Origin of the sequence: Rhodocyclus purpureus (assembly GCF_016653115.1) — a bacterium.
GTDB lineage: Bacteria > Pseudomonadota > Gammaproteobacteria > Burkholderiales > Rhodocyclaceae > Rhodocyclus > Rhodocyclus purpureus.
Window position 1 is genome coordinate 56,417 of record NZ_NHRX01000063.1, and the last position, 25,443, is coordinate 81,859.

A 25,443-nucleotide genomic window follows, 5' to 3' on the forward strand; every position below is an offset into this window, starting at 1 on the left:
GGGGCCGGCGTGCACCTCTTCGTCGACATCTCCGCGCATGGTCTCGGCCACCTCGCCATCTCGGCACCGGTCATCGCCGCGCTCGCCCGCCACCATCCCCGGCTGCGTCTGACGATCAGAAGCGGGCTGCCGCAGGCGACGCTGGCACGGCGGATTCGCGAGCCCTTCGCGCACATCGCCACCGCCAGCGACTTCGGCTTCGTGATGCTCGACGCGACGCAGGTCGACCTGGCGGCGAGCGCAGCCGCCTACCGGACTGCGCACGCCGACTGGAGGCGACGCGTCGCTGACGGGGCCGCCCTCCTGAAACGCCTCGCGCCCGACCTCGTCTTCAGCAACGTCAGCTACCTGCCGCTCGCCGGCGCCGCAGAGGCGGGCATCCCCGCGGCGGCGCTGTGCTCGCTGAACTGGGCCGAGCTCTTCGCGCACTTCTTCGCCGGCGAGGCGTGGGCGGCGAAGATCCACGGCGAGATGCTCGCCGCCTACCGTTCGGCGAGCGTCTTCCTGCGCACGACCCCGGCGATGGCGATGGACGAACTCGGCAATTGCGAGGAAATCGGGATCATCGCCGCGCGCGGCGAACGCCACGAGCTCGGCGGCGGACGCCATGCACGAAACGTGCTCGTCGCCATGGGCGGCATCCGCCACCGGCTGCCGGTCGAGGACTGGCCGCGGGTTCCCGGCCTGCGCTGGCTCGTTCCCGGCGACTGGCAGTGCCGCCATCCCGACGCGGTGGCGCTGGAAAGCTTCGGACTCGGCTTCACCGACCTGCTCGCTTCGGTCGATGCGGTGCTCGGCAAGCCCGGCTACGGCACCTTCAGCGAAGCCGTCTGCAACGCCGTGCCCGTGCTCTACCAGCGCCGCGCAGACTGGCCGGAGCAGCAATGCCTGATCGACTTCCTACACGCGCAGGGCCGCGGCCGCGAAATCCCGGCCGCCCTGCTCACCACGGGCCGGCTTGCCGACGAGGTGGACGCGCTGCTGGCGACGCCGCCGCGTACGCCGCCGGCGGCCTGCGGCGCCGATGCTGCCGCCCGGCGGCTGCTGGCGCTGCTGCGCTGAACCTCAAAACCTCTTTTCAGCCACGAAAAACACGAAATCCACGAAATAAAGCATGCCCCCGATCCGCTACGTCGAACCCGTCTACCGCCCGCCGAGCGAGGCGCAATCGCTGATCCTGCCGGTCACCGACGGCTGCTCGTGGAACCATTGCACTTTCTGCACCATGTACGAGGCACCGCAGAAGGCCTTCCGAGCGCGCGACGAGGCGGAGGTGCTCGCCAGCATCCGCGACTGCGGCGAGCGCTACGGCGACGCGGTGCGCCGCGTCTTCCTCGCCGACGGCGACGCGCTGGTGCTGCCGACGCGGCGCCTGCTCATCTACCTCGAGGCGATCCGCCGCCACCTGCCGGCGGTGCACCGCGTCTCCAGCTACTGCCTGGCGCGCAACCTGCGCAGGAAGAGCGTCGATGAGCTGATCGCGCTGCGCGAGGCGGGGCTCTCGCTCGCCTACCTCGGGGCCGAATCGGGCGACGACGAGGTGCTCGCCAGGGTCAACAAGGGAGAGACCTTCGCCAGCACGCGCGAGTCGCTCGACAAGCTCGCCGCCGCCGGCATCACGCGCTCGGTGATGATCCTCAACGGGCTCGGCGGCCGCACCCTGAGCCGGCAGCACGCCGAGCACTCGGCCGATCTCGCCAACGCGACCCAGCCCGAGTTCCTGTCGACCCTGGTGGTCACCCTGCGCCGGGGCGACCAGCGTTTCTGCACGAGCTTCCTGGACTGGGAGCCGCTCGCCCCGCCGGCGCTCTTCCAGGAAATGGAGACCTTCCTGTCGCGCCTCGAATTGCGGCGCACGGTGTTCCGCTCCGACCACGCGAGCAACTGGCTGGTACTGAAGGGAACGCTCGGCGCCGACAAGGAGCGCCTGCTGCGCGAAGTGCGCGGCGCGATCACGGCACCGGAGGCCGCGCAGCTGCGGCCGGCCTGGGCGCGCGGGCTGTGAGCGCCGGCTCGCCTGCAGCCGGCAAGTGAGTACGCGACGGAAGGAAAACGGGTTACGGTGAAACTGCGCAGTGCCGACGCAGCCGGCCGGAACTACTCACCGTCATCGCGAGCCCGCAGGGCGTGGCGATCCAGTGCGCAGGGCTGGAATGGCTGGAATCGGGTCGCCCGTGGCTAGCTGGCAAGTGCCAGAAGACGCAAAGACGAACTGTATTGCCACGGCGCTGCGCGCCTCGCAATGACGGCATTGTTGCCGCGGAGCGATGCGCCTCGAAATGAACGGATGGCGACGCGTCATCGCGAGCCCGCAGGGCGTGGCGATCCAGTGCGTAGGGCTGGAATGGCGGGAATCGGGTCGCCCGTGGATAGCCGGCAAGTGCCAGGAGACGGAAGAACGAACTGGATTGCCACGGCGCTGCGCGCCTCGCAATGACGGCATTGTTGCCGCGGAGCGAGGCGCCCCGAAATGAACGGATGGCGACGCGTCATCGCGAGCCCGCAGGGCGTGGCGTTCCAGTGTGCAGGGCTAGAATGGCTGGAATCGGGTCGCCCGTGGCTAGCTGGCAAGTGCCAGAAGATGGAAGAACGAACTGGATTGCCGCGGCGCTGCGCGCCTCGCAATGACGGCATTGTTGCCGCGGAGCGAGGCGCCTCGAAATGAACGGATGGCGACGCGTCATCGCGAGCCCGCAGGGCGTGGCGATCCAGTGGGCAGGGCTGGAATGGCTGGAATCGGGTCGCCCGTGGATAGCCGGCAAGTGCCAGGAGACGGAAGGACGAACTGGATTGCCGCGGCGCTGCGTGCCTCGCAATGACGGCATTGTTGCCGCGGAGCGAGGCGCCTCGAAATGAACGGATGGCGACGCGTCATCGCGAGCCCGCAGGGCGTGGCGATCCAGTGCGTAGGGCTGGAATCGGCTTGCCCGCGTCTAGCTGCCCTGCACGCTGAGCCAGAAGGACGAACCGGATTGCCACGGCGCTGCGCGCCTCGCAATGACGGCAGCGAATGGCTGCGTTGCATGCTCAGGGGTGGCACGACTCGACATGATCCTCAGGCGCAGCGACTCAGCCCAACTCATCCCGGCGCGGCGAGCACCCGGCCGAGGAAGTTGTCGAAGAGGACGCCGACCTCTTCGAGCACGCCTTCGAGGCGATGGTCGGCGTCGAGCACGTGCAGCTCGGCCTTGTGCGCAGCAGCGAAGCGGATGCTGTGCTCGACCGGGATCACCTCGTCGCCCCAGCCGCTGACGACGCAGGTCCTGGCCGCTGCGCTGCGCGGTTCCCGGACCGCGCCAGCCGGCATGTAGAAGGCCGGCGCCATCAGGAACAGCCCCGCCGGCACCAGCGTCGCCGAGGCGACCGTCGACACGTAGCCGCCCATGCTCGAACCGACCAAGACCAGCCGCTCGTGCGCCGGCAGTTCGAGCGCGAGCAGGCGCTGCACGCGCGCGTCGGCATCGGGCAGATCGCTGTAGTCCGGGCTGAGCACGCGGGCGCCCTGCCCTTCGGCGATCGCCGCGAGGTGTCTGATCTTGGTGCCCCAGGGGCCGGACTCCTTGCCGTGAGCGAAGACGACGAGTGCTTTCATGGTTGTGGCCTTGGTCAAAGGGGTTGCGGTCAAAAAGGAAGGTCGAAGTCGTCGTAGTCGTCGCTTCTGCGCTGCCGGCGCATCCTGAACGACTTCAGCGCGGCCTTGAGTCGCCTCAGATCGCCGGCGGTGTCGAGGTCGTTCTGCAGTCCACGGATGCTGGCGGCGCAGTGCGCTAGATCGGCCTTCATGATCGGCATCAGGCCCTCGGGACGAATCCGCTCGAAGGTCGACAGGCCGAACTCGAAGCAGAAGCCGTCGGCGACGCGCTCGAGCTCGGCTTCGAGCTCACTCAACTGCCCCCTCAGGATCTTGATGTAGTGCTTGAGGCGCTCGCCACCGATGTTCGCGAGATGCGCCACGTCGATCTGTTCGAGCTGCAGTTGCAGTTCCAGGAGCTGCAGGAGATTGCCCCTGGCGTAGGCGTCATTGACGCGCTGCATCAGCCCGGTCTTGCGCTGCCGTTCGACCGGGTCCGCCTCGCGGTCCGGGTGCAGCGCGCTGGCCATCTTGCGGTACACCTCGCGGATCGACTGGCTCAGCTGCTTCTCTTCCGCCTCGCGTTTCGCCTGCTGCCTGGCTGCGCGCGCCTGCGCCCGGGCGCTCTGCGCGCGCGCGGCGGCCTCTTCCTGCGCGGACTGCGCCCGGAACTCGCCTTCAACGCGCTTGAGCACCTCCTCCGGCGAGCGCAGGTCGAGCTCGTCGCCGAGCTTCATGCCGAGGACGTCCTCAAGCAAGTCCTTCATGCGCGCCTGCTCGGCGGCTTCCTCGGCGTCGTAATCGGACTGGCTGTGCAGGTTGTAGATCGCCTTGATCTCGTCGTCGGCGACGCGATCGAGGATCCCCTGCGTCAGCTGCACGATCAGCGCCGAGAGCTTGCGCCGTTCGCCACTGGTCAGGCCCTTCTGCGCGTGGACGAAGTCGTATTTCTTGGCGAGCTGGATCAGGAGCGCGGTTTCCTTTTCCTGCAGCGGCAGCAACTCGCTGACGTACTTCTGCCGGAAGCGCGGAATCGCCTGCTCCCACTCGGCGAGCCGCGCACGCGCGCCTTCGATCTTCCTGATCAATGAGTTGAAGGTCTTCTGGTCCTTGCCGAGCGGCGCTTCGGCAGCGATGACGAGACGCGCCGAGAGCGCGGGCGGCTGCGGATCGTCGGCAAACAGCGAGAACTGGGAGGGAGGGGTCATCGTGCTTGAAGGCCGGGCAGCGCGCGCCGCTCACAGCCAGCCTGGCGAGGAGGAAAGTCCTTCATTCTAGCCGTGCCGCGCTGAACGCGTGGCACGACCGACAGTCGTCGCGCCGTCTCAGCCGTAACGGCGCGCCGCCTCGACGGCGAGGCCGGCGCCGATGCTGCCGAAGAGGTCGCCTTCGACCGCGCGCGCCTGCGGCAGCAGCGCGGCGATGCGCTGGCGCAGGCAGGGGACGCCGCTGGCGCCGCCGGTGAAGAACACGGTGTCGATCGCCTCGCGCTTGAGCCCGGCATCGCGCAGCAGCGCGGCGACGGTCGCCTCGACCTTGTCGACCAGGCCGGCGCTCGCCGCATCGAATTCGGCGCGCGTGATCGTCTGCGCGAGTCCGCCCTCCAGTTCGTCGAGGTCGAGGACGACGCGCTCGTTCGCGGAGAGCGCGATCTTCGCCTGCTCGATCGCATTGGCCAGCCAGTGTCCCGAACGGTTCTCGATCAGCGTCAGCAGGCGGGCGATCTTCTTCGGCTCCCTGGCGTCGAGCGCCAGTTGCTTCTGCTCGGCCAAGACCTGGCGCGTGTAGGCGAAGTTGATCGTGTGCCAGGTGGCGAGGTTGAAGAAGACGCCGGAAGGCATCTCGCGCCCGTTCTTCAACTGGCTGCGGTAACCGAGCAGCGGCAGCGCGCGCGCGAGGCTCAGCTGGCGGTCGAAATCGGTGCCTCCGATATGCACGCCGCCGTTGGCGAGCAGGTCGTCGTGGCGGTCGGAGCGCCGGGCACGCTGCGGCGACAGGCGGACCAGCGAGAAGTCGGAAGTGCCGCCGCCGATGTCGGCGACCAGCACCAGTTCCTCGTGCTGCAGTCCGGTCTCGTAGTGGAAGGCGGCGGCGATCGGCTCGTACTGGAAGCTGACCTCCCTGAAGCCGACGGCGCGGGCGATCGCGGCCAGCGTATCCTCGGCGGCCTGGTCGGCTGCCGCATCGTCGTCGACGAAATGGACAGGACGGCCGATCACGGCCTCGCCGAACTCGCGCCCGCCGAGCCGGTCGGCACGCAGCTTCAGTTCGCCGATGAACTGCGCCAGCAGGTCGCGGAAGAAGAGCGAACGGCCATGCACCTCGGTCTTGCCGTCGATCAGCCGGCTGCCGAGCAGGCTCTTCAGCGAGCGCATCAGCCGCCCCTCGCTCCCTGCCAGGTAATCACTCAAGCCGGCGCGACCGAAACGGGTGACTTCGTCCTCGGCGTTGAAGAAGACGACCGAGGGCAGCGTCACCTTGCCGTCTTCGAGCGGCAGCAGCGGCGGCAAGCCCGGCCGCAGGCAGGCGACGGTCGAATTGGAGGTGCCGAAATCGATACCGCAGGCACGCGCGGCAGAGGCTTGGGACATGGGAAAGGCAGGCAGAGCTTGAAGAAGGGGCGCGATTGTACGCGCAATTTCGGTGCCGCACTTGCGGGGAAGATATACTCGTCGATCGAGCCCTCACCAGGTCGTCGATCGATGTCTTTCCTCCATGGCGCAGCGCCGGTACTGAATCTCGCCCTGCAGGGCGGAGGGGCCCATGGCGCCTTCACCTGGGGCGTCCTCGACGGTCTGCTCGAGGACGGACGGGCGAACTTCGAGGGCGTCAGCGGCACCAGTGCGGGCGCGATGAATGCAGTGGTGCTGGCGCAGGGGCTGATGACGGGCGGCAACGAGGGCGCACGCGCGGCGCTCGCGGATTTCTGGAACGCCGTTGCCGACAGTTCGCCTTTCGTTCATGCGCCGGTTGCGAACGGAGGCGAGGCGCCGCGACTGGCCACCGCGCAGAAGTTGCTGCTGCAACTGACCGAGTACTTTTCACCGAGCCAGCTGAACCCCTTCGACCTCAATCCGCTGCGCCGGATCGTCGCCAGCCAGGTCGATTTCGAGCGCCTGCGCCGCGACAGCCCGGTCAAGCTGTTCATCGCGACGACGCAGGCCAATTCCGGCAAGCTGAGGATGTTCCAGACGGCCGAACTGTCGGTCGACGTGATCCTGGCGTCGGCTTGCCTGCCGAGCATCCACCACCCGATCATGATCGGCGACGAACCCTACTGGGACGGCGGCTACAGTGCCAATCCCGCGGTCTTCCCGCTTTTCCATCACTGCGCCAGCCACGACATCCTGCTCGTCCTGCTGACGCCGCTCAAGTACAAGGAAACGCCGCGCTCGGCGCCGGCAATCAGGCAGCGGCAACGGGAACTGGGCTTCCAGTCGGCTTTCCTGCGCGAGATGCGCATGTTCGCGCACATGCGCGAGTTCGTCGAAGGCTCCTGGTTCAAGCTCGGCCGCCTCGAGCGCCGCATTGCCCGCGCCAACTTTCACCTCATCGCCGCCGAGGAACTGATGGGCGGGCTGGCCCCGGAAACCAGGGTCATCGCCAACAGGCAGTTCTTCAACATGCTCAGGGACAGCGGACGCCAGCACGCCGGGGACTGGCTCGACCAGCACCGCGGCGCCATCGGCAAACGCTCGACGGTGGCCTTGTCCGAGCTCTTCTATTGACGTGAAACTGCGAGCTGCCGAGGCAAAGGTACTACCCGGAGCAGCAGCCGCTCATCCTATGCTTGATCTGCCTCCGCGGAATAGACGTATTCCAGGCGTGCATGCAGAGGAGCCGAGACCGTAACCGTCATCGCGAGCCCGCAGGGCGTGGCGATCCAGTGCGTGGGGCTGGAATCGGCTCGCCCGCGGATAGCTGCCCTGCGCGCTGCGCCGGAAGAACAAACCGGATTGCCACGGCGCTGCGCGCCTCGCAATGACGGCAGTGCCAGAAGTGCATGCAGCGGGGCTGAGACCGTCATCGCGAGCCCGCAGGGCGTGGCGTTCCAGTGCACAGGGCTGGAATCGGCTTGCCCGCGGATAGCTACCCTGCGCGCTGCGCCGGAAGAACGAACTGGATTGCCACGGCGCTGCGCGCCTCGCAATGACGGCAGTGCCAGAAGTGCATGCAGCGGGGCTGAGACCGTCATCGCGAGCCCGCAGGGCGTGGCGTTCCAGTGCACAGGGCTGGAATCGGCTTGCCCGCGGATAGCTGCCCTGCGCGCTGAGCCGGAAGAACGAACCGGATTGCCACGGCGCTGCGCGCCTCGCAATGACGGCAGTGCCAGAAGTGCATGCAGCGGGGCTGAGACCGTAACCGTCATCGCGAGCCCGCAGGGCGTGGCGATCCAGTGCACAGGGCTCGAATCGGCTTGCTCGCGGATAGCTGCCCTGCGCGCTGAGCCAGAAGAACGAACTGGATTGCCACGGCGCTACGCGCCTCGCAATGACGGCAGTGCCAGAAGTGCATGCAGCGGGGCTGAGACCGTAACCGTCATCGCGAGCCCGCAGGGCGTGGCGTTCCAGTGCGTAGGCCTGGAATCGGCTTGCCCGCGGATAAGCTGCCCTGCGCGCTGCGCCGGAAGAACGAACTGGATTGCCACGGCGCTGCGCGCCTCGCAATGACGGCAGTGCCAGAAGTGCATGCAGCGGGGCTGAGACCGTCATCGTCATCGCGAGCCCGCAGGGCGTGGCGATCCAGTGCATGGGGCTGGAATCGGCTTGCCCGCGGATAGCTGCCCTGCGCGCTGAGCCGGAAGAACGAACTGGATTGCCACGGCGCTGCGCGCCTCGCAATGACGGCAGTGCCAGAAGTGCATGCAGCGGGGCTGAGACCGTCATCGTCATCGCGAGCCCGCAAGGCGTGGCGATCCAGTGCGTAGGCCTGGAATCGGCTCGCCCGCGGATAGCTGCCCTGCGCGCTGAGCCGGAAGAACGAACTGGATTGCCACGGCGCTGCGCGCCTCGCAATGACGGCAGTGCCAGAAGTGCATGCAGCGGGGCTGAGACCGTCATCGCGAGCCCGCAGGGCGTGGCGATCCAGTGCGTGGGGCTCGAATCGGCTCGCCCGCGGATAGCTACCCTGCGCGCTGCGCCGGAAGAACGAACTGGATTGCCACGGCGCTACGCGCCTCGCAATGACGGCAGTGCCAGAAGTGCATGCAGCGGGGCCGAAACCGCAACCGTCATCGCGAGCCCGCAGGGCGTGGCGATCCAGTGCGTGGGGCTGGAATCGGCTTGCTCGCGGATAGCTGCCCTGCGCGCTGAGCCAGAAGAACGAACTGGATTGCCACGGCGCTACGCGCCTCGCAATGACGGAATTGACACGAATGCGCGCGTTTCATGCGCTGGGTGGCGCAATTCGCCGTGACCGTCAGTACAGGTCCTGCTCCGGCAGCATCGCGATGCCGGCGGCCGACAGCGCGGCGACGGCGGCATCCGGGTCTTCGAAACGGAAGAGCAGGACGACCTTGCCGCCGCGGCGCAGGTAGAAGGCGTACATGTATTCGATGTTGACCCCGGCGGCGGCGATCACCTCGAGCGTGCGCGCGAGCCCGCCGGGGTGGTCGTCGACGTCGACGGCGACCATTTCGCTGACGTTCACCACCCAGCCATCGCGCGTGAGCACGTCGCGGGCGCGTTGCCAGTCCGCCAGCAGGATGCGCATGATGCCGAACTGCTCGGTGTCGGCAAGCGACAGCCCGGCGAGGTTGAGGTCCGCCGCGGCGAGCGACTGCAGCGGTTCGAGCATGCTGCCGGGACGGTTTTCGAGGAAGACGGAAAGTTGCGGGATTTTCATCGCAGTCTCGTTCGGAAGATGAGGTGCAGGATGCGTGGGGCGCGCGGCTCAGTCGGTCCGCTTGTCGATCACGCGCTTGGCCTTGCCCTCGCTGCGCGGGATGGTGTGCGGCCCGACCAGGCGCAGGCCGACGCGGATGCCGAGGATGCGCTCGATGGCGTGCGCGATGCGACCGCGCAGGTCTTCCATCGCGCGCACCTTGTCGCTGAACACTTCGGGCGTGACCTCGACTTCGACCGTCATCTGGTCGAGACCGTGCGTGCGCGTGAGGATGATCTGGTAGTGCGGCAGGGTGCCCTCGACCTGCATCAGCGCCGCCTCGACCTGCGACGGGAAGACATTGACGCCGCGGATGATGAACATGTCGTCCGAGCGGCGGCTGATGCGGCGGATGCGGCGCAGCGTGCGGCCGCAGCTGCAGGGCTCGGTGATGATCGCGGTGATGTCGCGCGTGCGGTAGCGGATCATCGGCATCGCCTGCTTCGACAGCGTGGTCAGCACCAGCTCGCCCTCCTCACCGTCGGGCAGCGGCTGGCCGCTGACCGGGTCGATGATCTCGGGGTAGAAGTGGTCCTCGAAGACGTGCAGGCCATGGTGCTCGCTGCATTCGCTGGCGACGCCGGGGCCGGTGATTTCCGACAGGCCGTAGATGTCGAAGGCCTTGATGCCGGTCTCGGCCTCGAGGCGTTCGCGCATGCCGTCGGTCCACGGCTCGGCACCGAATACGCCGACGCGCAGCGGCAGTTCCTTGAGGTCGACCCCCATCTCGGCCGCGCGATCGACCAGATGGACGAAGAAGCTCGGGGTCGCGCAGATCGCGGTGACGCCGAAGTCGCGCAGCAGCATGATCTGGCGCTCGGTGTTGCCACCGGAGACCGGGATCACCGCCGCGCCGAGCGCCTCGGCGCCGTAGTGGGTGCCGAGGCCGCCGGTGAACAGCCCGTAGCCGAACGAGTTCTGCAGGATGTCGCCGCGATGCAGGCCGCAGGCGGCGAAGGTACGCGTCATTACCTCGGTCCACACGTCGAGGTCTTCCTCGGTGTAGGCGACGACGATCGGCTTGCCGGTGGTCCCCGAGGACGCGTGCAGGCGGACCACGTCGCGCATCGGGCTGGCGAACAGGCCGAAGGGATAGGTGTCGCGCAGGTCGGTCTTGACCGTGAACGGCAGCTTGGCGATGTCGGCCAGGGACCGGATGTCGTCGGGAGAGATGCCGAGCTGGTCGAGCCGCTCGCGGAACAGCGGCACGTGCGTCCACGCGCGCGTCACGATCGCCTTCAGGCGACGCAACTGGACTTCGCGCAGTTGCGCCTCGGGCAGGTAGTCGGGGGCACTGACGGGATGAAAACCGCCAGCGGCGTCGTTCCAGCGTTCTTTCTGCATGTCGGGGCTTCGCATCGTCGAAACCCTCCATCATCCGGCCTTCCACAAGCTGCCGACTTGATCGAGCACAAAACGCAGTGAGCTTGATCCAGAAAATCTGCGCTCGGCACGGGACGAGGAAAGAATGAGGACTGGCACGCCTGCAGACAGTGCCCGGAGGAGTCAATGACGCTTGACGGTCGCACTGCGAAGGCTCACGATCCGGAAATCGCCAAATCCGATATTTTGCATTTATCGAAAAAAGCGATAACAGCCACCTATCGACCTTACCGATGAAACCCATGTTCAAGCTCAACTCGCCGCAGCAGGCCGGCCAGATTCTCGTCGCTCGACGCAAGGCACTGCATCTGTCCCAGGCGACCGTCGCCGCGCGCCTCGGTATCAGCCAGAACCGCCTGTCGGAGCTTGAAGCGAACCCCGATCGCCTCAACCTCGACCGCCTGCTCGCACTGGCCAGCCTGCTCGGGATGGAACTGGTGCTGCAGGAGAAGACCTCCCCCACCTCCGCAAGCGAGTGGTAGCCATGGGCCGCCCTTCCCGCGCGCGCTCCCTGATTGTCTGGAACAACGGCAAGCGGGTTGGCCAGTGGCGTCTGCCCGCGCGCGGACCGACCGAGTTCCAGTACGACCCAAGCTGGATGGTGTCGCCCGAAGGCCGCCCCCTGTCCCTCTCCCTGCCCTTCACGCTGGACAATCTGCCCCTGCGCGGCGAACTCGTCGGCAACTACTTCGACAACCTGCTGCCCGACAGCGACCGCATCCGCGCGCGCCTGCAGTCACGCTTCCGCACCGAAAGTACCGGGGCCTTCGACCTCCTCCAGGCCATCGGTCGGGACTGCGTGGGCGCAGTACAACTCCTGCCCGATGACGTCGCCCCCGACAACGTGTTCCGCATCGAGGTGGAGCCGCTCGACGCAGCCGGCGTGGCACGCATCCTGAAAAGCACGGTTGCCCCGGGCACCGTGCTTGGCCAGACCACCGCCGACGACGATTTTCGCATCTCCATCGCCGGAGCCCAGGAGAAGACCGCGCTGACCTGGCATGAAGGACGCTGGTGCCGCCCCTTGCGGGCCACGCCGACGACCCACATCTTCAAGCTGCCGCTCGGCCTGGTCGGCAATCGTCAGGCGGACATGCGCACCTCGGTCGAGAACGAGTGGCTCTGCGCGCGGATCCTGGGGGGCTTCGGTCTGCCGGTCGCCGCATGCGAGATTCAGCACTTCGAGGACCAGAAGGTGCTCGTCGTCGAACGCTTCGACCGCCGGCTGGCGCGTACCGGAGACTACTGGCTGCGCCTACCCCAGGAAGACTTCTGCCAGGCCACCGGCACGCCCCCTCGGGCCAAGTACGAAGCCGACGGCGGCCCCGGACTGGTGGACATCGCCCGCATCCTGCACAACTCGGAGACGCGCGAGGCCGACCTGCAGACGCTCTTGCAGGCGCAACTCCTCTTCTGGATGCTCGCCGCGACCGATGGCCACGCGAAGAACTTCTCGCTCTTCGTGCTCCCTGGCGGACGTTACCGCCTGACGCCGCTCTACGACGTGTTGTCCGCCTGGCCAGTCACCGGAACGGGCGCGAATCACCTCGACTACGAGAAGCTTCGCCTGGCCATGGCCGTCCGCGGCAAGAACCGCCACTACCGGCTGCGGGACATCCAGAGACGCCATTTCATCGAGATGGCGCAGCGGTGTGGTCTCGGCGCCGACACGGAGCAGCTTATCGACGCACTGGTTTCCCGCGTCCCCAGCGTGCTGGAGGCAGTGAGTCGAGAGCTCCCGGCGGATTTCCCGGAGGATGTCTTCGCAGCCGTCGCCGAAGGACTCAGTGCATCGGCCCGACGGCTGTGAGCGCGCGCGGACCAGCGCAAGCCTCCGCGCACCGGAGCCCGCTTTCCATCCTATGCTGAGTGCGTAAGACAATCTAACGGAGGCAAGCCATGAGTCAAGCGATTGACGATCTGAAGCACGAACACGAGGCGATCCTGTTGGCCCTGAGAATCCTGGACGGAATCGAGCAGCGCCTGAATGCAGACCAGCCCACCGACAGCGAGGACATCGTCGCCTTCATCGGCTTCCTGAAGGAGTTCGCCGACAAATGCCATCACGGCAAGGAAGAGGGCATCCTCTTCCCGGCGCTGGTCGCAGCGGGCCTTCCCGAGCAAGGCGGCCCGGTCGGCGTCATGCTGGCCGAGCACGAGCAAGGGCGGTCATGGATCCGGGAAATGGAATCCAGCCTGCAGCCAGCGCTCGACCTCGCGCGCTTCACGCAGGCGGCACGAGGCTACGCCAGCTTGCTGCAGGCCCACATCCAGAAGGAGAACAACATCCTCTTTCCCATGGCGGAAAAGCTGCTGAGCCCCGGCCAACTGGATTCCCTGTTCGAAGCTTTCGAGGCGCACGAAAGCAAAGTCATCGGCGCCGGCCGGCACGAACAACTGCATGCACTGCTGAAGAGCTTGCGGGCGAAGTACCTGACCCAGCGCTGACCCCGTTCCTTCGGCTCGGAGGGAAGGCAGCATGTCAGTAGCTAAAATCCTTGGGAGAAATGGGCTCGTGGCAACATCCAACGTCCCGGTTGGCCGGGAAGCTCGACAAAGCCGAAATGCTGGTAGAACGCGGCTGCGGCGGGCGACTTGGCATCGACGATGATGGCTGCCACCGCGAGCGTCTGGCTGGCAGCGGCGACCCGCTTGCATGCGTCGACGAGCAGGATGGAACCCAAACCCTGCCCCTGCGCCGTCTCGCTCACCGCAAGCCGGCCGAGCAATGCCGCGGGGACGGGATAACGCGGCAGTTTCTTGCGCAGTGAGTCCGGCAATTGTTCGGCAGCGACGCTCGCAGCGCTGAGGGTATAGAAACCTGCGACCACGCTGGCCTGGTCAGTCGGAGTCGCCACGAACACGCGCGCCACCCCGCGCCTGATGTCCTGATTGGCGTAACGACGCAGGTACTGATCAAGCGCAGGCTCTCCACAGCGGAAACTGGCTGTCTCGACCTGATCGTCCAGCCCGCGAATACGGTACTCCACTCAGCGCACCTGCCTGGCATGGCGGGCGAACGCCCGCTGCAAGGCTGGAGCGGGCTGAGCCGGCGTATCCAGAGCGTCGAGAAAGGCTGCGAAATCTTGCTGCGACAGCGTGATTGCTTCGTGCTGCTCCACCAACGCCTGCGCCTGCTCGACGGCGTTGCGCAGCACGAACTCGGACACAGTCATGTGCGCGTAGGCTGCCGCCTTGTCGAGCAGCCGGCGGACCTCCTGGTCACAACGAATGTGTAGACGCGTGTCCTTGGTGAGGGCGCTCATCGGAATCTCCTCTAAAATCATCTCCGCATTGTGTGCCATTTGTGCATACAACTCAAGGCTGAGAATGCTCCAGCCATCGAATCCGCCAATGCTTCCCTTCACTTCCTGCGCGCCTTGCTCGCCGGGAAAAACGGACGCCATCCCAGCTTCCTCTCGATTTCTGCCCACAGTTCGTTGCGCAGTCTCCACTCGACCTTTGCCTGCACACCGCGGCGAAGGTCATCCAGCGGATACCAGCACTCGTCGCTGTCCTGATAGAACACCCGGGTATGGACGTTGCCTGTATTGGAGATTCGGTGTATCTCGTACTCGCGCGACAAGAGGGTGAAGGCGTGATTCAGGCGGCTTGCCACAGGCTCGCGGAAACAATCCGGCATCAGGATGGCGCCGCTCACCAGTTCGCACTTTTCCAGCCCTTTGAGCAAAGTCCCCGGACGCGAAAGCCGATACCGCTGCCCACTGGCGGAGGCTGATCCGCTTCACCGACCGCCAGCCGCTGGAGGTTGCGACGGTAGCGCCGTCGACCCGATCCGAAATGCTGACGCTGTATCGGTCACCGCCATAGAGAAGGATCCTTCCGCGGCCAACCGTCTCGGAAACGGCGTCGAACCGATGCGCGCCGCCGGAATCGCGATAACCGCCGAAAACAGCGGCGACACGTTCGCCGCCTTGGCGCGGGTCGCGAAGGCCAGACGGAAATCGGTACCCGCGCCTCCAGTCTTGCCGCAGCCATCGCTGGCGGAGATCATCGCCCAAATGCGGGCCGACCGTGCCAATCAGAAAGGCGGGGGCTGAAACCGGTCAAGGCCCCCATCCGCTGTCGTACGCCGTCGCGTAGCCCCCTCAGGCAATACGCAACATGGGCAATCGCGACACAGGTCACCTCGTAACGTGAGGATTGCCGGCAGCCTCCAAACCGACCGAAAGCCGCCGACCTGGAATAAACGACGCTGGTGCCTCCCACTCGGGGCGACGCCGAGGCTCCATATCAGCACATCGCTCCCCCATGAGCACACGCCGATCCGGATGAACGGCGACACCTAAGTAAGGAGCAGAGGTTGATCAACAACTCCAGCTGATGGCGAAGGATCTCGGCACCTCAAACAAAAATTCATAGCTAGTCGTCTTCACGAAGGCTGCCGACACCTTGCCAAACACATGGCATGGAGGATAAAGTCGGGACCGGACGCCCAAACGAAAAACGGCGTGTCGTACAGCACCTTTGTGAAGCGTGCTCTCTAGTTCGGCCAGGAAGCGGAGAAATAATGGCGCCGCATCCGCGGCATTGAAAACATCTGCGAATGCTGGCCGCTCAGGCAGCATCTGTCGTTGCAGCGGAGCAGCAGCGGCTCATCGCCTGAGCATTCCACCCAAAAACATTGAACACACTAGACTCGACTTTACTTTCGAATGCTGAACCGCCCTATCAACGACGAGGACACTCGTCTGCCGATTGTTGGCTTGATTGCAACTATTCCGACGAGAGATACCCTGTTAAGGGTAGCGGTACCGTCCGTTGCCAGTCAAGCAAGGCAATTGGACGCCTTGGTGATTGTGAACGACAACGCAACTTTGCCGGCTAGCGAAGTGCAGGCCCTTGGAAATTTGATGCGATGCATTCCCGTGCATTTGCTCAGCAACACGCGCGCACCAGGTGCCGCCAACACTTGGAACACTGGGATCAAGCATATTGCCAGCTATTGGCCGGATGCATATGTCGCGATTCTGGATGACGATGATCAGTGGGATCACGATCACCTGAAAATTTGTGAAGACTCTGCAAGGACAGCCGGTTGGCCAGATGCCGTGATTTCCGGCCTTCGGTTGCGCATCGATGGTGCCGACGTACCGCGGGATCCTCCCCTATCTCTTTGCGTTGAGGATTTCCTGACCGGAAATCCAGGATGGCAAGGTTCGAACACCTTTGTCCGCCTGAACACCCTGATTGAGGTTGGACTCTTCACCGAAGGGCTAGCAAGTTGCAACGACAGGGATCTGGCGATTCGGATCCTGTCACTGAAAGGTGCTCGGATTGCCTTTACTGGAAGACACACAGCCTCTTGGAACTTGGATACGTGCAGGTCCAGCCTCTCTTCCCACAGGGGCGAAGCGAAGCGCATGGGTCTGGCGAAATTCTTTGCACTGCATAATCACCGGATGAATGAAACCGTCAGGCGACACTTCTTCCAACGGGCAGAGAAACTATTCGGCTGGTCGAGCGAAGAAATTCTGGCTTGTGCAGGAACAACTACCAATGCGTGACTCGGCACCACGTGTTCCTCGGCCAGTACTCTCGGCCCGAGAGCTCCGGACAGCACAGCCGTTGTCAGCCGCGACTTTGTCCGCTGAAATCGTCATTGGCATTACCGTTCACAATCAGGCGCACCGGCTACCCACAGCACTGCAGTCAGCTCTGACACAGGATGTCATCGAGAACAACCAAGCGGTCGTAGTCCTGCTCGACGACCAATCCACAGATCTCTGGCGGGAGAGCTGCGGCAATCTCTTGGAGCATCCCTGCGTAGTGCTAATCGAAGGTGCATGTGGTTCGGCCTCCCGCGCCCGCAATGCCCTGCTTGATTTTGTCGATCAACACCTTCCTAATGCTCGCTGGGTTGCACGACTCGATGCAGACGACACGCTAGCCTCCAGAGCATCGGTTGCTACGCTGTGCCGCAAAGGCGATGAATTCGCAGTTCAATATGTGCTCGGCAGTAATCAGCTCACGGTCGATGGCGAGCTGCTCGAACGTAGCAATGTCGCCGATCCAGCAGTCTTAAAGGATCGCCAGCGACTGATCCAATTCATAGAATTGTTCTGCCTACACGGAGAGCCTCAGGAGCTGCCTTCCTGCAATCTGGTTCTGCGCTCCCATTCCGGGATCCGCTACCCGGACGTGCGAAGCGCCGAAGACCACTGGCTCGTAGCATCGCTTTTGTTCTTCCATCCCGACAAGGGAGTCGTCGTTCCCTCCCCTTTCTACGCAGTGTACTCACTTGGTGGCTCGACCACTACACACAATCGACGCTCCGCGCAATGGACGCTTCAGCGGAAGCGTTTAGCCGGGGCAGTCAACTGTTGGATGAAGGCTCTGCATAGCTCACGGACCATACTAGGCGTCGGTCAAGAGGGTGTCGTCTGGCGTGACAACCATCTGGTCCACAAACGGTTCTATCCATGGGCCATGGACGAGGAGACCATGTACCGGGTAAGACTACTGAGCGACAGAGTGGGTGAGGACGGACCGATTCCACACGTGGAGTGGGGCGTCGAGAGAGAAGGCGTGATCCGATGCCAATATCCTTGGATCGAGGCCACCGAGTTCAGAACCACGCTTCCAGAACACAGCGTCACCCAGTTCTTGTCACAACTGCACGGACACGGCCTCGTTACGTCCAACATCAAGCGATCCAATTTCAGGGTGAGGCAAGATGGCAGACTGGTCTATATCGATGTTGGCAAGGACATCGTACCTTTCACGCCTTCCCGCTTCCTGGACGCCGCCGCTCGACTCTACAGCATCGCAATGCTGGGCAACTCCGACCACGAGTTCGCACGCCGGACATCCACGCTGCGTACGCATGAGGCACTCGAGCAGTTGACGGGATTTGCACCGTTTTATCGCTCGCTCGTCACTAATCTGTTTCCTCAACTACGACCAACCGGTGACAAGGTCGGCCCGCCACGACCGCACAGCGTTCCGTACGTCACCCTCCTGATCAAAGCATGCCCACAAGACGCAGCGCAGCTGAAAGACCAGGTGCAGCACATAGTTTCCCAGCTCTCCTATCCGAGAAGAGCTGGAACGATCGTGCTGGCTATTGATCCGCACGTGGGCCCATATCTCCGTCAGTTTGCGAATGGCGACTTCGATCGCCTCAAAACGACGGCGGCAGAACTGAAATCGAAGGGAGTAGTGGACGAAGTCTGGTATTCGCCGAACGAGCGCGCCGAAATCCATGCCACCTACGCAAGCTGGTTTGGGAACCGCACTGTCCGGGAGACCCACACCGCAAGCGGAGCCCCCTTGTACTCGCAGCTATGGGCGTTCGATCAAGTAAAAACTCGCTATGTGCTGCAATGCGATGTCGATGTACTGATCGGACGCAAGGACTTCCACCATGACTTCTTGGCGGACATGCTCCAGGCAGCGCAACCGGAGGACGTCCTTGGGGTTGGCTTCAATATACCCCAAGCCACTGAGGGCTTTAAGCCGTACCAAGCAGCGCCCGGCAACTTCGTCCCCGAAATTAGGTTTGGTCTGTTCGACTTGGCGCGACTGAAGGCACTGCTGCCATTGGCGAACCCAATTCGGGAAGATCGCTTCGAATGGATGTGGCACAGGGCCGTGCACCATCGACAGCAGCAAGCCGGGATGCGCTGCGTCCGCGGTGGAGACAGCCGCTCCTTCTACGTCCACCCGAGAAACGAGGATAAGGCCGACACAAGCCTGCCGACTTGGCGAGACCTCATCGCACAGGGTATCGTCCCGAAAGCTCAGGAAGGTAAGTGGGACCTGATACCCTTGGCAGAATGGTGCTATCCCGTTCGGACAGAGCCCCTCGTGTTCCTGATGAAAGGCCGTGAAACCGGATATGCCCGGATAAAGCGGAGCATCGACTCGCTACGGACGCAGGAGGATCAGCGCTTCGGCATAATCGTCATCGACGACGGCAGTGAATTCGAAGAAACGTGGTTCATTCCCGAGTTGCTCGGCCACTTGCGGGAGCGGACGACGTTGATCCGTCGGAGGAACCGACATGGGTACATGAGGAACTTCATCGAAGCAGTCGAAACGATCTGCCAAAACGACGAAACACTCGTTGTCACTCTAGATCTCGACGATGCATTGATGTCGCCGAGGGTTTCGACACGGCTACTAAACGCGATCGATGACGGCGCCGACTTGGTGCACGGCGTGATGTTCCGACCGGACAAGCCGCTCAATCTCTACGAGCCGGACTACGACAATCCGAGGGCTAAAGGCGGCGGCAATGTCTGGGCTCATTTACGAGGATTCCAGAAATCACTTTTTCAGCGCATTCCCAAGGACCATCTCCGCATCGACGAGTCTTGGGTGGACGACGTAACGGACTACGCCATAATGATCCCAGCGACAGAACTCGCCCAGAAGCCGGTATTCATCGATGATATTTTCTGCTATTACCACGAGCGTGCCCCCTACTCCCGCGAGCGCAAGCACGAGCAACAGGAAATCTTGCGGAAACTGTTTTCCTATCCGTCCCTCAAGCACCCATCAGATCGAGCTGGCACAGCATGAGCCTGTACAGGATATTGTCCAAGGGTACGGATATTCTGTTACTGTAGAGCCACCAATTAGGCGTGTCAGAACTATGGCGGCTAAGGAAGAAGTGGCGCTCCAAGGCCATCAGGCATTTTTCCTCGGCATAGCGAACCCAATCACTTTGGTCAATAACCGTTAGCTGCTCCAGCCTTCCTACAAACTCGTGCTCCTGGAAGAACTTTCCTTGGCTAAAGAGATCCGTCAGCAGCATTAGCGGATTGAAATCAGTCGACTCCCCTTTATCCAGCACTGGGTCTAGGTGGAACGACTCCCAAAGGAGACGCTCTGGACCGTACTCCCGTAAGATGGAAAGACCGAGCCGCCGCTCCCCCAGCCAATTATGAAAGGCGCAGGGCAACGGTTTTCGATGCGACATGTCCGCGCCGCGAACGAGACTAGGCTTAAGAGGGATACGGCAAATAGAAACATGCTTAGCAATCTGCAATGCGCCGTAAATCGCGGCCAAGCCGGACGATGGGAAACAACCGAGCAGCGGCTCAAGAGCCATTGCTGAATTCCTTAGCACTTCCTCAAACTCCCGACACCAGGCGGGTCCCAAACTAGGTGCAGCAACGATGAAAGGCCGACAATCAGTCGGCAACTTAGCATGCTTCCAATTCGAAATCTGGATAGCGCCTTCCATCGCTCGGCGCTCAATGGAGGGGTTGAATGTGATTGTCAGCATATCTTTGGCTGACTCTACTGCGCCTCCAGGTCCATTTCCAACGATGCGCAGGGTATCCAACTGCATTTGAAGAGCTTAGCTCAAGTTAATCCGCCATCCTGACGGGGCCGGACAGCGACAAGCCATTGACTATCTATTGAAAGCAAGAATCCTGAACAGCATCGCGGCCGCTCAGGGCTTGGGTCTGGATGTTTTTTCCACTCCGAAACCCGTGACGCGCCAGCTACTCCCTATCATCGAACTTACTTCAAGCACGGACGGGAATCTGCGCACACAGCACAGTGGCATCATCAACCACTCCGCGCGTCATCAACATGCCTTTCAGTGTATCAACGAATTCGTCTACCTCTTCACACGCTATCGACCATCCAACGATCTCGCGTTTCAATACCTTTTTATAAAACCCATCGGATGCCAACAATACTCGGTCACCCGGTTGCAGGCCAAACGTGGACTCTTCTAGTTGGTAGTCCCCACCGCCATTCATGGACGATAATAAGACATGCTTGCGGGGATATCGCTGTGCCCTCTCTCGCGTCAGCACTCCCTCTTCAATTAGCCGCTCCACTTCAGTTTGATCATGTGTGCGAGTTAAGAGGCCCGCCCCCCGGATATGGTAGATGCGCGCATCACCAACATGACCAACATGGGCCTGCCCATTGTGAAACACACACAAGGACAGCGTGGTGCTCCACTGCCCATGCGAATCACCTGCAGCCTCTGCAATTCGGTCATCAACGACAGCAAAAATCTCCCGAATGCTCAACGCACTACCACTTTCTCGGCAAACTTCTACGGCCAACCTTGCGGCTTGCCCTCCAAACTTCGCTGAGCCAACCCCGTCAGCGATCGCAAGCATCCAACGACCATCTGGAAATCCGAGATGCAAGAAGGCATCGGAGTTTTCGCTCTCCCCCTTTCCAATACTGAAGAACGCGATCGTCGCATTAGACACTAGCAGGAGTCCAAAGTCGTTGCAGTGCCGGGCTCAAACTGGTGCGGCTAATACTGATCGACCATTCAAGACGATCAATATCTCGGGCAACATTAAGCCCTCGTACAGTCACTTCCGTAATCATTCTCGCGGCGGTGGCTACATCAAGCTCCGGACCTGCAAGCTGCGCGAACCTCCGCTCAACGAACCAGCGATTATGAGAGGTTCCGAGACCAAGCATTGCAAGCAAACTCTTCGCTCGAACCGCAATATCTCCAAGCTCAAACAACCATGTCAACTTGTCCGCAATCACGTCGCAGTAGCCAAAATCAAACGTGCCTCTGCCTTGATCCACGTACTCAATGTAGTAACCCGCAAAAGCGGCAAGAAGATCGGGCGCCTCTTCTGACAGGGCTGCCAGATGACTTCTTGTGAAAGCCCGCAGCAAGGGAGCAAGTGAACCCGATGTCTCCGCGATTTCCTCAAGCAGCAAAAACACATGATCCCACTGAAGCTCGGTTAATCGCTGCTCTGACCGCAACAGTTCCACCATCTGCTCTTCATGCGGAGAACCTAACCGAGGCGCTTCATTCTGCAGAGCATCATACAAAGCAGCCCGAACCTCTGCGATGGACGAGTACCTCCGAGCTGGAAGCGACTTCGTGCATTTTGATGCTACTGCGCCCACCGCTCCGGGGAACTGAACCTCGGTATAAGGAACGCGATTTGCCACGCCACCAAATATGTCTAGCAGAATAACGCCGAAAGAAAAAATGTCAGACCGCGCAGTCGCGCGTTTGAAATTTGTTATCAACTCGGGGGCAGCGTATCGCTCTGTACCGCCTTGAGTACCCGTTGCGGTTAAAGTCGTCGCGTTTCCGGTGGCGACCTTGATCAATCCAAAGTCAGATATCGCATAACGGAACGAACCGTCCGGATTCCTGAGACGGAGGATGTTCTGTGGCTTGAGATCTCTGTGGTAAATCCCAAAACTATGTATCCCCTCAAGTCCAGCAAGTATGTCAAACAAAACTTGCTGCACCATCCCTCCAAGCGTTGGATCAGCCGATAGATCAGTAGCGAGCGTAGCCTCAGCAAGCTCCATCACAAAATATGGAGGCGTACTTTCGAGCACGCTCCCAAGAACCCGGACTACGTTCGGATGAGCGACTTGGGCTTGATAGGTTGCTTCACTGGCAAAGCGTCGCCGCAGTTCCTCCGCAGAAACATGGCCAGCTTGAATGGCATGCGCAACACTGGGGCTGGGATCAAAGACCTTCAAAGCAAATTGCTCACCAGCTTCGTTACGTACAAGTTCCACACGTCCGAATGCGCCACGGCCAAGAGTACGAATGTGGGTGTAAACCATCAGTTTCGCGCCAATAGAAGACAGGCCCCCATTGTAGAGCATCCCCTCCAGGGGTGCTGTTTCACTGAGCATGAAAAGAAACCAAACCTCCCACGACGATCAGCGACATCCCGAGCGACAGACTTTCGCCCAAGTCAACGCAAAAACGCCGACCACATGGATCGGCGTCTTTACTTGGAATGCTTTGGTGGCCAGTCGCGGAATCGAACCACGGACACGCGGATTTTCAATCCGCTGCTCTACCAACTGAGCTAACTGGCCAACGAGGTGCGCATTATAGCGAGGCCTGAGCGCTTCGTCAAAGCTTTGCACACAAATTTTTCTGCGCGGAGCACGGGCGGAGGCCGGGCGCGCACTCACGCCAGTGGCAGCGGGATGCTGCGCTGCTGCTGCGGCGACGGCGCCTCCGGGGGCGGTGCCGGGCGGTGGCGGGGAAAGACGACGCGCGCGACGGCGCCGCGCGCCGGGCTGCCGTCGGCGGCGCGGTTCGGGCCGAGGCTGGCGCTGGCGTCGTGCAGGTCGGCGATCTCGCGCACGATGGCGAGCCCGAGTCCGCTGCCGTCGATGCCGGTGCCCTCGACGCGATAGAAGCGGTCGAAGACGTGCGCGGCGTCCTGTTCGCTGATGCCGATGCCGCTGTCCTCGACCTCGATGCGCGCGCTTTCGTCGTCGGCAAGCACGCGGCAGGTGACGCGACCGCCGGCGGGCGTGTAGCGCAGCGCGTTGTCGATCAGGTTGTTGATCAGTTCCCGGAGGAGGAAAGCGTTGCCGAGGATGGTGATGCCCGGCCCGCCGCTCTCGAAGCCGAGGTCGATCTGTCTGTCGATCGCCAGCATCACCCAGTCTTCAACGACCGCACGCACCTGCTGGTCGAGGTCGAGCGGCGACAGCGTCTGCTGCGTGTTCTCGCTGCCCTCGGCGCGCGCCAGCGAGAGCAGCTGGTCGACCAGGTGCGAGGCACGGTCGACGCTGGTGGCAATCTGCTGCAGCGCGTGGCGCAGGGCTTGCGGGTCGCTCTCGCGCATGGCGAACTGCGCCTGGGTCTTCAGCCCGGTGAGCGGCGTGCGCAACTGGTGCGCGGCGTCGGCGACGAAGCGGCGCTGTACCTCCATGTTCTGGCGCAGGCGGTCGATCATGGCGTTGAAGGCGTCGGTCAGCGGCTGCAGCTCTTCGGGAACGCGCGGCGCGGCGATCGGCGCGAGGTCGCCTTCGCTGCGCGACTCGATGCGCTCGCGCAGGCGGGTCAGCGGGCGCAGGCCCTGCGACAGGCCGAACCAGACGAGGACGACCGCCAGCGGGATGATGATGAACTGCGAGACGATCACGCTGGCGATGATCTTGTTGGCCAGTTGCGCGCGTTTTTCGAGGGTCTCGCCGACCTCGACCAGGAGCCAGCGCTCGCGCGGCATCCCCGGTTCGGCGACGTAGAGATAGGCGACGCGGATGTCGCGACCGTCGGCCTCGGCGTCGCGGAAATAGACCTCGCCGACCTCCTCCTCGACGGGAGTGGCCAGCGCTGGCGGCGGCAACTCGCTGTCGCCGGCGATCAGCTTGTGGTCGGGAGCAAGCACATGGAAATAGACGCTGTCGAGTTCGTCGGCGCGCAGCATGGCACGCGCCGGACCGGGAAAGGCGACCCGCGGCTTGCCGTTCTCGAAGCTCACCTTGCGACCGATCGCGGTGGCCTGCTCGCGCAGGGACTGGTCGTAGGGAAAACCGGCGACGCTGTAGGCGATGTAATGGGTGATCGCGATGCTGATCGGCCACACGAACAGGAGCGGCGCCAGCATCCAGTCGAGGATCTCGCCGAAGAGCGAGCGCTGGCCCTCAGGACTTGCGCTCTTCCGCTGGCTTTTCAAGGCAATACCCGAGCCCGCGCACGGTGGCGATGCGCACGCCGCCCGGCTCCAGCTTCTTGCGCAGGCGGTGCACATAGACTTCGATCGCGTTGTGGCTGACTTCCTCGCCCCAGCCGCACAGCTTGTCGACCAGCTGGTCCTTGCTCACCAGGCGACCGGCGCGCGAAATCAGCACTTCGAGCAGGCCGACCTCCCTGGCCGAGAGTTCGAGCGCTACGCCGCCGAGGCGGGCGCTGCGCCCGCTCTGGTCGTAGGTCAGCGCGCCGATCTGGACGACCGGCGTCGTCTGCGAGGAGCGCCGCGTCAGCGCCCGCACGCGCGCTTCGAGCTCGGCGAGTTCGAAGGGCTTGGCCATGTAGTCGTCGGCGCCGAGGTCGAGGCCGCGCACGCGGTCGCTGGTACCGTCGAGCGCGGTGAGCATCAGCACCGGCGTCGTCGCGCCGCGCGCGCGGAGACGGCGCAACACTTCGAGGCCGGACATGCGGCCCAGGCCGATGTCGAGGATGACGAGATCGTAGCCGTTGGTGAGCAGCGCGGTGTCGGCGTCCACTCCCGAGAAGGCGCAGTCGACGGCATAGCCCGACTGGCGCAGCGAGCGGCTGAGGCCATCGGAGATGATCTGGTCGTCTTCGGCGAGGAGGATCCGCATTGCAGCCAAGGAGAGTTGAAGAACCAGCAGCGTGTAGCCGACATGGGGCCCATGACGACATCCCATGGCAAGAGCACGTGCAGACCCCGAGTTTAACAAACTCGGAAGGCGTCGGCTGTTGCGCCGCAGCATGCGGCGAGCGACCCGCGAGCCAGCCTTCCCGAAGCGGCGCTCATGCCGGGAGGCAGCGCGTCGGCCAAAACGTGGTCATGCCCCCGCATTCAGGCTAACGATCATGGCGAGTGGTGCCACTCCTGAGCATGAAACGCAGCCATTCGCTGCCGTCATCCTATGCTTGGCCTGCCTCCCCGGAATAGACGTATTCCGGGAGTGCATGGAGAGGGGCTGAGACCATAACTGTCATTGCGAGGCGCGCAGCGCCGTGGCAATCCAGTTCGTTCTTCCATTCAGCCCTACACACTGGATCGCCACGCCCTGCGGGCTCGCGATGACGCGCTGTCTGGGTCGCCACGCGCTACGGGCTCGCGATGACGCGCTGCTGATCGCGACGGATTCGGCAGACCAGGCCGGCCGATGTT

Annotated in this window: 22 protein-coding genes and 1 tRNA gene; 9 read left to right on the forward strand and 14 right to left on the reverse strand. The window is 63.3% G+C overall.

Going from position 1 to position 25,443, the window contains the following annotated elements; all coding sequences use genetic code 11:
* The first annotated feature begins 9 nt into the window (after positions 1-9).
* Both CCR84_RS13080 and CCR84_RS13085 read left to right on the forward strand, forming a co-directional pair.
* Complete coding sequence (locus CCR84_RS13080; RefSeq protein ID WP_201213077.1) at positions 10-1,062, forward strand: glycosyltransferase family protein; 1,053 nt, start codon at positions 10-12, stop codon at positions 1,060-1,062.
* 52 nt (positions 1,063-1,114) lie between these two features.
* Complete coding sequence (locus tag CCR84_RS13085; RefSeq protein ID WP_201213079.1) at positions 1,115-2,005, forward strand: radical SAM protein; 891 nt, start codon at positions 1,115-1,117, stop codon at positions 2,003-2,005.
* Between the two features lie 1,074 nt (positions 2,006-3,079).
* On the opposite strand, the gene CCR84_RS13090 is transcribed toward CCR84_RS13085, so the two are convergent.
* From CCR84_RS13090 to CCR84_RS13100, 3 genes are all read right to left on the reverse strand, one after another.
* Entirely contained in the window at positions 3,080-3,592 is a 513-nt protein-coding gene (locus tag CCR84_RS13090) for an alpha/beta hydrolase (protein WP_201213081.1), read from the reverse strand.
* Between the two features lie 29 nt (positions 3,593-3,621).
* A complete protein-coding gene (locus CCR84_RS13095) occupies positions 3,622-4,779 on the reverse strand; it encodes a J domain-containing protein (RefSeq protein WP_201213082.1) in 1,158 nt (385 codons plus the stop codon).
* A gap of 117 nt (positions 4,780-4,896) precedes the next feature.
* A complete protein-coding gene (locus tag CCR84_RS13100) occupies positions 4,897-6,162 on the reverse strand; it encodes an Hsp70 family protein (RefSeq protein WP_201213084.1) in 1,266 nt (421 codons plus the stop codon).
* Positions 6,163-6,273: 111 nt separating this feature from the next.
* On the opposite strand from CCR84_RS13100, the gene CCR84_RS13105 reads away from it, so the two are divergent.
* On the forward strand, positions 6,274-7,299 hold the full coding sequence (locus CCR84_RS13105) for a patatin-like phospholipase family protein (RefSeq protein ID WP_201213086.1): 1,026 nt from the start codon (positions 6,274-6,276) through the stop codon (positions 7,297-7,299).
* Positions 7,300-8,989: 1,690 nt separating this feature from the next.
* Here CCR84_RS13105 and CCR84_RS13110 read toward each other — a convergent pair.
* Together CCR84_RS13110 and CCR84_RS13115 are read right to left on the reverse strand one after the other, a co-directional pair.
* Positions 8,990-9,415, reverse strand: coding sequence for an amino acid-binding protein (locus CCR84_RS13110; protein ID WP_201213088.1), 426 nt, complete (start codon positions 9,413-9,415; stop codon positions 8,990-8,992).
* A 48-nt stretch (positions 9,416-9,463) separates the two neighbouring features.
* Positions 9,464-10,798, reverse strand: a complete 1,335-nt coding sequence (locus tag CCR84_RS13115; protein WP_201213090.1) for a phenylacetate--CoA ligase family protein — start codon at positions 10,796-10,798, stop codon at positions 9,464-9,466.
* Positions 10,799-11,079: 281 nt separating this feature from the next.
* Here CCR84_RS13115 and CCR84_RS13120 point away from each other — a divergent pair, with 281 nt between their 5' ends.
* The 3 genes from CCR84_RS13120 to CCR84_RS13130 all read left to right on the forward strand — a co-directional run bounded on the left by CCR84_RS13120 (position 11,080) and on the right by CCR84_RS13130 (position 13,285).
* Positions 11,080-11,319 (forward strand): helix-turn-helix domain-containing protein, encoded by a 240-nt coding sequence (locus CCR84_RS13120; protein ID WP_201213092.1) that lies wholly within the window; start codon positions 11,080-11,082, stop codon positions 11,317-11,319.
* 2 nt (positions 11,320-11,321) lie between these two features.
* On the forward strand, positions 11,322-12,647 hold the full coding sequence (locus tag CCR84_RS13125; RefSeq protein ID WP_201213095.1) for a type II toxin-antitoxin system HipA family toxin: 1,326 nt from the start codon (positions 11,322-11,324) through the stop codon (positions 12,645-12,647).
* Positions 12,648-12,736: 89 nt separating this feature from the next.
* A complete protein-coding gene (locus tag CCR84_RS13130) occupies positions 12,737-13,285 on the forward strand; it encodes a hemerythrin domain-containing protein (RefSeq protein WP_201213103.1) in 549 nt (182 codons plus the stop codon).
* A gap of 41 nt (positions 13,286-13,326) precedes the next feature.
* On the opposite strand, the gene CCR84_RS13135 is transcribed toward CCR84_RS13130, so the two are convergent.
* Genes CCR84_RS13135 through CCR84_RS13145 form a run of 3 tightly spaced genes read right to left on the reverse strand, consistent with a single transcriptional unit; the run spans position 13,327 to position 14,498 of the window.
* Positions 13,327-13,827 carry a GNAT family N-acetyltransferase gene (locus CCR84_RS13135; protein WP_201213111.1) on the reverse strand — a complete coding sequence of 167 codons (501 nt, stop codon included), beginning with the start codon at positions 13,825-13,827 and terminating at the stop codon, positions 13,327-13,329.
* On the reverse strand, positions 13,828-14,244 hold the full coding sequence (locus CCR84_RS13140; protein ID WP_242508721.1) for a type II toxin-antitoxin system TacA family antitoxin: 417 nt from the start codon (positions 14,242-14,244) through the stop codon (positions 13,828-13,830).
* Positions 14,202-14,498, reverse strand: a complete 297-nt coding sequence (locus CCR84_RS13145) for a hypothetical protein (protein ID WP_201213113.1) — start codon at positions 14,496-14,498, stop codon at positions 14,202-14,204. The genes CCR84_RS13140 and CCR84_RS13145 overlap by 43 nt, the downstream gene beginning before the upstream one ends.
* On the opposite strand from CCR84_RS13145, the gene CCR84_RS13150 reads away from it, so the two are divergent.
* From CCR84_RS13150 to CCR84_RS13160, 3 genes are all read left to right on the forward strand, one after another.
* Entirely contained in the window at positions 14,485-14,898 is a 414-nt protein-coding gene (locus tag CCR84_RS13150; protein WP_201213115.1) for a hypothetical protein, read from the forward strand. The genes CCR84_RS13145 and CCR84_RS13150 overlap by 14 nt on opposite strands.
* Positions 14,899-15,513: 615 nt before the next feature.
* Entirely contained in the window at positions 15,514-16,365 is an 852-nt protein-coding gene (locus CCR84_RS13155) for a glycosyltransferase family 2 protein (protein WP_201213117.1), read from the forward strand.
* Positions 16,366-16,441: 76 nt separating this feature from the next.
* Entirely contained in the window at positions 16,442-19,384 is a 2,943-nt protein-coding gene (locus tag CCR84_RS13160; protein WP_201213119.1) for a glycosyltransferase family 2 protein, read from the forward strand.
* Here CCR84_RS13160 and CCR84_RS13165 read toward each other — a convergent pair.
* The 6 genes from CCR84_RS13165 to CCR84_RS13190 all read right to left on the reverse strand — a co-directional run bounded on the left by CCR84_RS13165 (position 19,350) and on the right by CCR84_RS13190 (position 24,904).
* The gene (locus CCR84_RS13165; RefSeq protein ID WP_201213121.1) at positions 19,350-20,159 is read right to left on the reverse strand and encodes a hypothetical protein; all 810 of its coding nucleotides are present in this window, start codon (positions 20,157-20,159) and stop codon (positions 19,350-19,352) included. The genes CCR84_RS13160 and CCR84_RS13165 overlap by 35 nt on opposite strands.
* Positions 20,160-20,340: 181 nt before the next feature.
* On the reverse strand, positions 20,341-21,048 hold the full coding sequence (locus CCR84_RS13170) for a protein phosphatase 2C domain-containing protein (RefSeq protein WP_201213123.1): 708 nt from the start codon (positions 21,046-21,048) through the stop codon (positions 20,341-20,343).
* Positions 21,041-22,438: a serine/threonine-protein kinase gene (locus CCR84_RS13175; protein WP_201213124.1), complete on the reverse strand. Its 1,398-nt coding sequence runs from the start codon at positions 22,436-22,438 to the stop codon at positions 21,041-21,043. The genes CCR84_RS13170 and CCR84_RS13175 overlap by 8 nt, the downstream gene beginning before the upstream one ends.
* A 143-nt stretch (positions 22,439-22,581) precedes the next feature.
* Positions 22,582-22,657 (reverse strand) — tRNA-Phe (locus tag CCR84_RS13180).
* Positions 22,658-22,752: 95 nt separating this feature from the next.
* Complete coding sequence (locus tag CCR84_RS13185; protein ID WP_242508722.1) at positions 22,753-24,255, reverse strand: sensor histidine kinase; 1,503 nt, start codon at positions 24,253-24,255, stop codon at positions 22,753-22,755.
* Positions 24,224-24,904, reverse strand: coding sequence for a response regulator transcription factor (locus CCR84_RS13190; protein ID WP_201213407.1), 681 nt, complete (start codon positions 24,902-24,904; stop codon positions 24,224-24,226). The genes CCR84_RS13185 and CCR84_RS13190 overlap by 32 nt, the downstream gene beginning before the upstream one ends.
* Positions 24,905-25,443 lie beyond the last annotated feature (539 nt).